Raw genomic sequence first — 470 nt, 5'->3', positions numbered from 1 at the left:
ATTCTCCAGCGCGTGCCTTCAACGTTCACGAGTTCCTGCAGGGTTGTTCCTTTTGGACACCATGTCGTAAAACAGGCAAGGTCTCCATCGGCGATGTTCCGGCGGATCAACAGGCCACGTGTCCATGGGCCGGCTATAGGGCAGTCAAATTCTTCAGCATCCAGATCGGCAAGCGGAAGATACGCCCAGTCGTATAACCGCTTACCCTTTGTGCCGCTTCCCGCTGACAGACGGCACCAGGCCTGCTCTGGAAGATTTGCAGCAATATCTTTGGCTTCTCCTGCAATCAGCGGGCCTGTCGCCCACGACCCGAACCAGTGATTGCCTCTGACCCCAAGGACATATCCAATTCCTGCCCGGCGAAGCGTGCGTTCCACATCGCCGACGCCATACACGCTGTCTGCTGCAACCCAGCGGAAGGGCACACCGGCCTCAATACTCCGCTCAATCATCATCGAGGCTAACGCCGG

The 470-nt window shown here is 57.7% G+C and carries 1 protein-coding gene; it reads right to left on the bottom strand.

The window, feature by feature from the left end; all coding sequences use genetic code 11:
• Nucleotides 1–470, bottom strand: a 470-nt coding sequence (locus tag AB2L51_RS15080) for a transposase family protein (protein WP_475557851.1), incomplete at both ends; no start/stop codon positions are given.

The sequence above is a fragment of the Acetobacter fabarum genome, from assembly GCF_040702925.2.
GTDB lineage: Bacteria > Pseudomonadota > Alphaproteobacteria > Acetobacterales > Acetobacteraceae > Acetobacter > Acetobacter fabarum_B.
The sequence above is the reverse complement of the archived record's forward strand: the minus strand, read 5'-3'. Positions and strand labels throughout refer to the sequence as shown.